7 protein-coding genes and 2 pseudogenes are annotated in these 8217 nt (G+C 72.9%); 6 read left to right on the forward strand and 3 right to left on the reverse strand.

The window, feature by feature from the left end; genetic code table 11:
* The first annotated feature begins 409 nt into the window (after window positions 1-409).
* On the forward strand, window positions 410-1285 hold the full coding sequence (locus ADY01_RS28930) for a bifunctional methylenetetrahydrofolate dehydrogenase/methenyltetrahydrofolate cyclohydrolase (protein WP_049579384.1): 876 nt from the start codon (window positions 410-412) through the stop codon (window positions 1283-1285).
* 16 nt (window positions 1286-1301) lie between these two features.
* Window positions 1302-1715, forward strand: coding sequence for a DUF3017 domain-containing protein (locus ADY01_RS28935; protein ID WP_049579386.1), 414 nt, complete (start codon window positions 1302-1304; stop codon window positions 1713-1715).
* A 43-nt stretch (window positions 1716-1758) separates the two neighbouring features.
* Here the strand turns inward: ADY01_RS28935 and ADY01_RS28940 are convergent, their stop codons facing one another.
* Entirely contained in the window at window positions 1759-2643 is an 885-nt protein-coding gene (locus ADY01_RS28940) for a glycine betaine ABC transporter substrate-binding protein (protein ID WP_063784398.1), read from the reverse strand.
* 13 nt (window positions 2644-2656) lie between these two features.
* Window positions 2657-3646, reverse strand: coding sequence for a malate dehydrogenase (locus ADY01_RS28945; RefSeq protein WP_049579389.1), 990 nt, complete (start codon window positions 3644-3646; stop codon window positions 2657-2659).
* Between the two features lie 122 nt (window positions 3647-3768).
* On the opposite strand from ADY01_RS28945, the gene trpS reads away from it, so the two are divergent.
* The 3 genes and pseudogenes from trpS to ADY01_RS41005 form a co-directional block, all read left to right on the forward strand.
* On the forward strand, window positions 3769-4785 hold the full coding sequence (gene trpS, locus ADY01_RS28950) for a tryptophan--tRNA ligase (protein ID WP_049579390.1): 1017 nt from the start codon (window positions 3769-3771) through the stop codon (window positions 4783-4785).
* A 26-nt stretch (window positions 4786-4811) separates the two neighbouring features.
* Entirely contained in the window at window positions 4812-5393 is a 582-nt protein-coding gene (locus ADY01_RS28955) for a 2'-5' RNA ligase family protein (RefSeq protein WP_049579392.1), read from the forward strand.
* 198 nt (window positions 5394-5591) lie between these two features.
* A pseudogene (locus tag ADY01_RS41005) lies at window positions 5592-6230 on the forward strand (YihY/virulence factor BrkB family protein); the annotation flags it as partial.
* Window positions 6231-6294: 64 nt separating this feature from the next.
* On the opposite strand, the gene ADY01_RS28960 reads toward ADY01_RS41005, so the two are convergent.
* Entirely contained in the window at window positions 6295-7551 is a 1257-nt protein-coding gene (locus tag ADY01_RS28960; protein WP_049579393.1) for a D-alanyl-D-alanine carboxypeptidase family protein, read from the reverse strand.
* Between the two features lie 161 nt (window positions 7552-7712).
* On the opposite strand from ADY01_RS28960, the pseudogene ADY01_RS28965 reads away from it, so the two are divergent.
* Window positions 7713-8217: pseudogene (locus ADY01_RS28965) on the forward strand (metallophosphoesterase); the annotation flags it as partial.

Raw genomic sequence — 8217 nt, forward strand, 5'->3', positions numbered from 1 at the left:
GGGCAGCCCGGACCCTACCCGCAGCAGGCGGGGGCCCGGCCCCGGGGTAGGGCCCCGGCGCCCCCGCCTGCTGCGGGTAGGGTCCGGGCTGCCCACCCTGCGGTGGCTGGCCGGGAGGGGTCTGGTAGTTGCTCACGTCCGTGGGCTCCTCATGCGAAGTTCGACCATGACGCCGGGGAACGGCCACCCGGCCCGTGCCCGTCAGCGTGAACGCGCGAGCAAGGGCGCGTGCGACGGCCGGGGCGCCCCAGGGCGCCCACGCCGTGCCCCCCCACCGATTCGGCCCGGCCCGTCATTTGATCGCCGCGGGATCGTGGCTGTCCACCTGCGACCGGGGACTGTGGCGAACCTGCAACATCGCGGGGGACCGGATTCGTCGCCGGGGCCACCCATCCGCGAGGATGGGGGCATGAGCGCGAGAATTCTCGATGGCAAGGCCACCGCCGCCGCGATCAAAACCGATCTCACCGCCCGGGTCGCCGCCCTCAGGGCGCGCGGCGTCAGCCCCGGCCTCGGCACGCTGCTCGTCGGTGACGACGTCGGCAGCCAGAAGTACGTGGCGGGCAAGCACCGCGACTGCGCCGCCGTCGGGATCGCCTCCATCCAGCGCGAGCTGCCCGCGACCGCGACGCAGGAGGAGATCGAGGCGGTCGTCAGGGACCTCAACGCGGACCCGGGCTGCACCGGTTACCTGGTCCAGCTGCCGCTGCCCCGCGGCATCGACGCCAACCGGGTCCTGGAGCTGATCGACCCGGCCAAGGACGCGGACGGCCTCCACCCCACCAACCTCGGCAGGCTCGTGCTGAACGAGACCGCGCCGCTGCCCTGCACGCCGAACGGCATCATCGAGCTCCTGCGCCGCCACGGCGTCGCGATCGACGGGGCCCATGTCGTCGTGATCGGCCGGGGCATCACCGTGGGCCGCTCGATCCCGCTGCTGCTCACCCGCCGCAGCGAGAACGCCACCGTCACCCAGGTCCACACCGGCACCAGGGACATGCCCGCCCTGCTGCGCCAGGCCGACATCGTGGTGGCCGCGGCGGGCGTTCCGCATCTGGTCAAGCCCGAGGACGTCAAGCCGGGCGCGGCCGTTCTCGACGTGGGCGTCAGCCGTGACGAGAACGGCAAGATCGTCGGCGACGTGCACCCCGGCGTCCGCGAGGTCGCGGGGTGGATCTCGCCGAACCCGGGCGGCGTCGGCCCGATGACCCGCGCCATGCTCCTCCAGAACGTGGTCCAGGCCGCCGAGGCCGCCGAGGCCGCCGAGCGCCCGGTCGGCGGGTGAAGGGAGCTTGCGTCCCATGGGAGCGAACGGCGCGACGTGGCGCAGGCGGCGGCGGGTGAGCGACAAGTACCCGACGCGCGGCACCGCGAGGCCCGAGGGAGGCCAGCGCCTCGCGGGCGGTGACGCCCCGGCCCCGATACGCCAGTGGCCGCTGATGGCGGTGCTCGGCACCGTTCTGGTCGGGCTGCTGATCACCCTGGCCGACTTCCGCATCGGGCTGCTGGTGCTGGGCGGCGGGCTGCTGGCCGGCGCGGTGCTGCGCGGCTGGCTGCCGTCCGTGGGCATGCTGGCGGTGCGGTCCCGGTTCACCGACGTGGCGACCTACGGGGTCCTCGGCGCCGCCATCGTGCTGCTGACGCTGATGGCCGAGCCCGACCCCTGGCTCGAACTCCCGGTGCTCAAGGACCTGTTGCGGTTCTCGGCGGGCTGACGCGACGGGCTGACCCGGCGGGGCCGACCCGGCGGGGCGGGGCTCAGCCCGCGAGCCAGGCGTCCACGGCGTCCGGGTGCTCGGTCACCCAGCGTTCGGCCGCCGCGGACGGAGTGAGCCCCTCGTGGGCGATGAGCTCGGCGACCGCGTTCTGGTCCTGCTCGGTCCAGGAGAAGTTCCTCAGGAACGCGGCCGCCTCGCCGCCGTCCGCGGCGAACTCCGCGTTCAGGTACTTCCGCAGCTCTATCCGCGGGTAGTACCCGGGCAGCTCGACCTCGGCCAGGTCGACCTGGGTGGCCAGCCAGTGCGGCTCCCAGAAGTACGTCAGCAGCGGCGTGCCCCGCGTGCCCGCCCGGTGTATCGCCTCGACCAGCGCGTCCTCGCTGCCCGCGGGCACGGTGCGCAGGTCGAGGCCGAGCTCCTCGATGATGGCCTCGTCGCGGGTGGCGAACTGCGGGTCGCCCTGGAGGATCCGGCCGCCGAGCCGGTCGGCGAACTCGTTCAGGTGGTGCCAGTCGAGCGCCTGCGGATGCTCCTCGGCGAAGGCCCGCGGCACGTACCAGCCGACGTGCCCGGTGATCCCGAGCCCGCCGGCGTCCACCACGTACTCCTTGCGCTCGACATAGAGCTCGGCCTTGTCGGGCACGGCGCCCCAGTCCTCCAGGATCGCCTGGATCGAGCCGTCGCCCAGCGCGTCCCAGGCGCTCTCCTGGTCGGACTCGACCCGCTCGACCTCGAAGCCGAGCTCCTCCTCCAGCACATACGCGGCGACCGCCGCGTTGGCCTGGCCGCCCGGCCAGTCCGGCATGGCGATGAGCACCGGCTCCCTGGCCTCGTCCTCCAGCACCCCGCCGGCCAGGCTGCACGCGCTCACCGCGGCCAGACACAGGGCGCACGCCCCGGCGAGGAGTGGATGACGTATGGGCATGGTGCGCAGTGTTTCAGATGAGACCCAGGCCGCGTACCGCTTCGCGCTCCTCGGTGAGCTCCCGCACGGAGGCGTCGATGCGGGTGCGCGAGAAGTCGTTGATGTCCAGGTCCCGCACGATCGCGTACGAGCCGCCCGCGGTGGTGACCGGGAACGACGAGATCAGCCCCTCGGGCACGCCGTAGGAGCCGTCGGACGGCACGGCCATGGAGGTCCAGTCGCCGTCGGGGGTCCCGTTGACCCAGGTGTGCACGTGGTCCACGGCGGCGTTGGCCGCGGAGGCGGCGGAGGAGGCGCCGCGGGCCTCGATGATGGCGCCCCCGCGCTTGGCGACGGTCGGGATGAACGTGTCGGCCAGCCACGCCTGGTCGCCGATGGCCTCGGTGGCGCTCTTCCCCGCGATCTCCGCGTGGAAGATGTCCGGGTACTGGGTGGCCGAGTGGTTGCCCCAGATGGTGAGGCGGCTGATCTGGTCCACCGGGGCGCCGGTCTTCTTCGCGAGCTGCGAGAGCGCGCGGTTGTGGTCCAGGCGCGTCATGGCGGTGAACCGCTCGGCGGGCACGTCGGGCGCCGCGGCGCGGGCGATCAGCGCGTTGGTGTTGGCCGGGTTCCCCACGACGAGGACCTTGACGTCGTCGGCCGCGTGGTCGTTGATGGCCGCGCCCTGCGGCTTGAAGATGCCGCCGTTGGCCTCCAGCAGGTCGCCGCGCTCCATGCCCTTGGTGCGGGGGCGGGCGCCGACGAGCAGCGCGACATTGGTGCCGTCGAACGCCACGTTCGGGTCGTCGGTGATGTCGACGCCCGTGAGCAGCGGGAACGCGCAGTCGTCCAGCTCCATCGCGGTGCCCTCGGCAGCGGACAGGGCGGGGGTGATCTCCAGCAGCTTCAGGGCGACCGGGGTGTCCGGTCCCAGGAGCTGGCCCGAGGCGATGCGGAAGAGCAGGGCGTAGCCGATCTGGCCTGCCGCGCCGGTGACGGTGACGGTGACGGGGGTGCGGGGCATGTGGTGCCTTCCGAAGTCAGTGACGGCCGCTTCCCGGCCAGGTTATCCCCCGGTGACCGGCCTTCCGCTGCGGGGCCGGAAAGGCTGCTGACACGCGCGGGGGACCTGAGACAATGGGGGCCATGGCCACTCAACGTCTTCGCGTGCTGTCCGGGATCCAGCCCACCGCGGGCTCGTTCCACCTGGGGAACTACCTGGGTGCGGTCCGGCAGTGGGTGGCGCTCCAGGAGACGCACGACGCGTTCTACGCCGTCGTCGACCTGCACGCGATCACCATTCCGCAGGACCCGGAGGAGCTCAGGGCGTCCACGCGGCTGGCCGCCGCGCAGCTGCTGGGCACGGGCCTCGACCCGACGCGCTGCACGCTGTTCGTCCAGAGCCATGTGCCCGAGCACGCGCAGCTCGCCTGGGTGATGAACTGCCTCACCGGCTTCGGCGAGGCCGCCAGGATGACGCAGTTCAAGGACAAGTCGGCCAAGCAGGGCACCGAGGGCACCACGGTCGGCCTCTTCACCTACCCGGTGCTCCAGGCCGCCGACATCCTGATCTACAACGCCCACCGGGTCCCGGTCGGCGAGGACCAGCGGCAGCACATCGAGCTGACCCGGGACGTCGGCGAGCGGTTCAACGCGCGCTACGGACCCACGTTCACCCTGCCCGAGCCGTACATCCTGAAGGAGGCCGCCAAGATCTACGACCTCCAGGACCCGGCGATCAAGATGAGCAAGTCGGCGTCCTCGCCCAAGGGCATCGTGTGGCTGATGGACGAGCCGGCGAAGTCGGCGAAGAAGTTCCGCAGCGCGGTCACCGACACCGGCACGGAGATCCGCTTCGACCGCGAGACCAAGCCGGGCCTGAGCAACCTGCTGACCATCTACTCGGCGCTCACCGGGATCTCGGTCGCGGAGCTGGAGGAGAAGTTCACCGGCCAGCTCTACGGTCCGCTGAAGACCGAGCTGGCCGAGGTCTTCACGCACTGGGTGGCGCCCTTCAGGGCCCGCACCCAGGAGTACCTGGACGACCCGGCGGAGCTCGACCGCATTCTGGCCGAGGGCGCCGAGAAGGCCAGGGCCCACGCCGCGGCGACGCTGGCGGACGCCTACGAGAAGGTGGGCTTCCTGCCCGCCGCGCAAGCCTGACAGAGCACCGACAGGAGGTGGGATGGGTGGGGACCGTCACCCTTGGCGTGTCCATCGCGGTGCCGGAGCCGCACGGCAGCCGGCTCCAGCGACGCCGCGTGGGATTCGGGGATGCCGCCGCGTCCGGCATCCCCACCCATGTCACCCTGCTGCCGCCCACCGAGGTCGCCGAGGCCGACCGCCCCGCGATCGAGGACCACCTCGCCGGCATCGCGGCGGCGGCCAGGCCGTTCCCGATGCGGCTCTTCGGCACCGGCACCTTCAGACCGCTGTCGCCCGTGGTCTTCGTGCAGGTGGTGGAGGGCGTCTCGGCCTGCGGCTGGCTCCAGGAGCGGATCCGCGAGGAGGGCGGGCCGCTCGCCCGCGAGCTGGGATTCCCGTACCACCCGCATGTGACGGTCGCGCACGGCATCTCCGAGGAGGCGATGGACACCGCGCAGACCGAGCTCGCCGCCTACGAGGCGGCCTGGACCGTCGGCGGGTTCGCCCTCTACGAGCAGGGGCACGGCGGCGCCTGGCGGCTGCGCCGGGAGTTCCGCTTCTCGCCCTACCCGCGCCAGCGGCGCCCCTCCGCCACATCGAGGCAGCCCGCCCCCGAGGCGGCGTAGGGCGGAGCGGCGGCGTAGCAGCTCAGGAGCGTGTCAGGCCCGGGGTTCGGGGCACACGCACTTACCGTGGGCGGCGTCATGGAGAGACTGACCCGGCTGCCGTGGCTCGGCCCCGCGGTGGCCCGGTTCCTGCGCAGCCGCGCCTGGCGGGTGTACCGGCACCTGGACGACCGGCAGTGGACGCGGCTCGCGGCGGCCATGACGTTCACCAGCTTCCTCGCGTTCTTCCCCGTCCTGGGCCTGGCCGCCGCCGTCGGGGCGGCCGTGCTCCCCCGGGGGCAGCTGGACGACCTGGAGGGCTGGTTCTCCGACCAGGTCCCCGGCATCTCCGAGCGGGTCGACCTGGAGGCGTTCTTCGACAACGCCGGGACCATCGGCCTCGTCTCGCTGGTCCTCGTGCTGCCCACCGGCGCGAGCTGGGTGGACACGCTGCGCGGCTGCCTGCGCGCGCTGTGGGACCTGCCGGAGCCGGACGAGAACGTGCTGCTGCGCCGGGTGCGGGACGTGGGCGTGCTGGCCGGGCTCGGCGCGGTCACGCTGGTGTCGCTCGGGGTCTCGGCGCTGGGCATGAGCGCCGTCCACTGGGCGGCGCGCTCGGTGGGCACCGGCCTCCCGATCCGGTACGTCGCCTATCTGCTGGCGATGGTCGTCACGTTCTTCCTGCTGATCTACCTGCTGGTCCCGCTGCCGGGCGTCAGGCCGCCGCGGAACGCCGTGGTGACGGCGTGTGTGATGGGCGCGGTCGGGTTCGAGGCGCTGAAGCAGCTGCTCGGCAGCTATCTGACCGAGGTCGCCACGCGCAATGTCTACGGCGCCTTCGGGGTGCCGATCGCGCTGCTCGTCTGGATGAACCTGATGGCCAAGCTGCTGCTGATCTGCTGCGCCTGGACCGCCACCGCGGTCACTCCTTCCGAGCGTCCGGACGCCGACGCCCTGGACGGGGCAGCGGAAGCTGCGGGAGCGGATGGCGGCGGTGGAACAGATAGCCCGCCGCGGCCAGCACCGCGAGGCCCGCGGCCGTGAACCCGAGCACCCTGAGCCCGGTGGCCGTGCCGTCGCCTCCGCCCGCGGCGCCCTCCATCGCCACCTCCCCCGAGCCGGCGTCCCCGCTGCCGCTGCCGTCCGCGGTCTCGTCGGTGTCCAGCCCCCCGGCGTCGCCGGACGCGTCCTGCGGCACCTCGCTGAGCGGCGGCACCAGCTCGCCGACCGGCTCGGCGGTGCCGGCCGCGGAGAACCCCCAGTCGAACAGCGCCGCGGTCTCCCGGTAGACCGTCATGCCGTCGCCCTCGGGGTCCATGACGGTGGCCAGCAGCACCCGGCCGCCGCGCTCGGCGACGCCGGTGAACGTGTAGCCCGCCCCCGTGGTGTAGCCGTTCTTCACCCCCGCGACGCCCTCGTACCGTTCGAGGCCGGCGGCGCCGACCAGCAGCCGGTTGGTGTTCTGGATCTCGTAGGTCTCCCGGTCCTCGCCCTCGCCCTCGCCGGGGAAGTCGGCGCTGGGCGTGGAGGCGTACTCGCGGAAGTCGGCGTTCTGCATGCCGTGCCGGGCGATCAGGGTGAGGTCGTACGCGGAGGAGGTCTGTCCCTCGGCGTCGTAGCCGTCCGGGTTCACCACGTGGGTGTCACCCGCCTGAAGGTCCTCGGCCCGCTCGTTCATCTCCGCGACGGTCGGCTCCCGGCCGCCGTTCATGGCGGTGAGCGCGGCGACCGCGTCGTTCCCCGAGGCCAGGAAGACGCCGTGCCACAGGTTCTCGACGGTGTAGCTGGCGCCGTCGTCCAGGCCCACCGCGCTGCTGCCCGCGCCGAGGTCCGCCATGTCGTCCGGGTCGGCGACATACGTCTCCTCGCGGTCGAACTTCGGCAGCAGCGCGTCGGCGAACAGCATCTTGATGGTGCTCGCCGGCGGCAGGGGCCAGTGGGCGTTGTGGGAGGCGAGCACCTCGCCGCTCTCGGCGTCGGCGACGATCCAGGACTTGGCGGTCAGGTCCTCGGGCAGCTCGGGGACGCCGTCGCCGGCGTGCACCTGGGTGCCGGGCCTGGCCAGCAGCTCCCCGCCGACGGCCGACATGGCGGCGGGCGGTTGGTCGGCCCCGGCGGCGAGGGTCGGGGAGAGCAGCGCCGGGGTGACTATGGCCACCACGAGCGCGCGAACGGGCATCCGAAGGGAGGACGAGCGAGTGAACGACACAAGCCGAACCTACCGTTGGCCCCTGGGAGTCCCGCCAGTGGAGCGGCCCAATCCGGTGAGCGCCCCCGGTCAGGGAGTGAACGCCGCTCCCGTCCATACTGGTCGGAGGAGAACCTGAGAGGACGTTCACCATGGGTGTCTTGATCGTCATCCCGCTGACCGTGATGACGGCTGTCCTGGGCGGGATCCACTGGTATCTGTGGAAACGTCTGGTGAGGGATGTCACCCAGCCCGGCAGCCGGTACCGGCGGGTGGGGGCCGTGGTGCTGGCGGTGCTGCCGTTACTGTCCCTCTTCTCGCTGGGAGGCCGCGAGATCGGGGTGCCGTTCGGGGTGCAGCGGGTCACGGCCTGGCCCGGGTACTACTGGATGATCGCGATGCTCTACCTCATCCTCACCCTGCTGGTCGCCGAGGTCGTCCGTCCGCTGATCCACCTGGCGCTGCGCCGGGGGGCCGCCCGCGCCGGGAGCGGTCCGGGCGACGGCGACGCGCTGTCCCCGGCGGACCCGGTGCCCGGCGGGGCGCCGGTGACCGCGGGCGCGCCCGCGCCCGCCGCCGTCGCGGCGGTGGGCGGGGAGGCCGACGCCGAACGGGCCGGGTCCGCGGGGGGCGGCGTGGCCGTCGCCGAGGAGCGGG

The organism is Streptomyces sp. SBT349 (assembly GCF_001083795.1).
GTDB lineage: Bacteria > Actinomycetota > Actinomycetes > Streptomycetales > Streptomycetaceae > Streptomyces.

What these genes read in the sequence shown, in the direction of transcription:
- ADY01_RS28930 (WP_049579384.1), top strand. Translation starts at nt 410, where the DNA reads ATGAGCGCGAGAATTCTCGATGGCAAGGCCACCGCCGCCGCGATCAAA.
- ADY01_RS28935 (WP_049579386.1), top strand. Translation starts at nt 1,302, where the DNA reads ATGGGAGCGAACGGCGCGACGTGGCGCAGGCGGCGGCGGGTGAGCGAC.
- ADY01_RS28940 (WP_063784398.1), bottom strand. Translation starts at nt 2,643, where the DNA reads ATGCCCATACGTCATCCACTCCTCGCCGGGGCGTGCGCCCTGTGTCTG.
- ADY01_RS28945 (WP_049579389.1), bottom strand. Translation starts at nt 3,646, where the DNA reads ATGCCCCGCACCCCCGTCACCGTCACCGTCACCGGCGCGGCAGGCCAG.
- trpS (WP_049579390.1), top strand. Translation starts at nt 3,769, where the DNA reads ATGGCCACTCAACGTCTTCGCGTGCTGTCCGGGATCCAGCCCACCGCG.
- ADY01_RS28960 (WP_049579393.1), bottom strand. Translation starts at nt 7,551, where the DNA reads ATGCCCGTTCGCGCGCTCGTGGTGGCCATAGTCACCCCGGCGCTGCTC.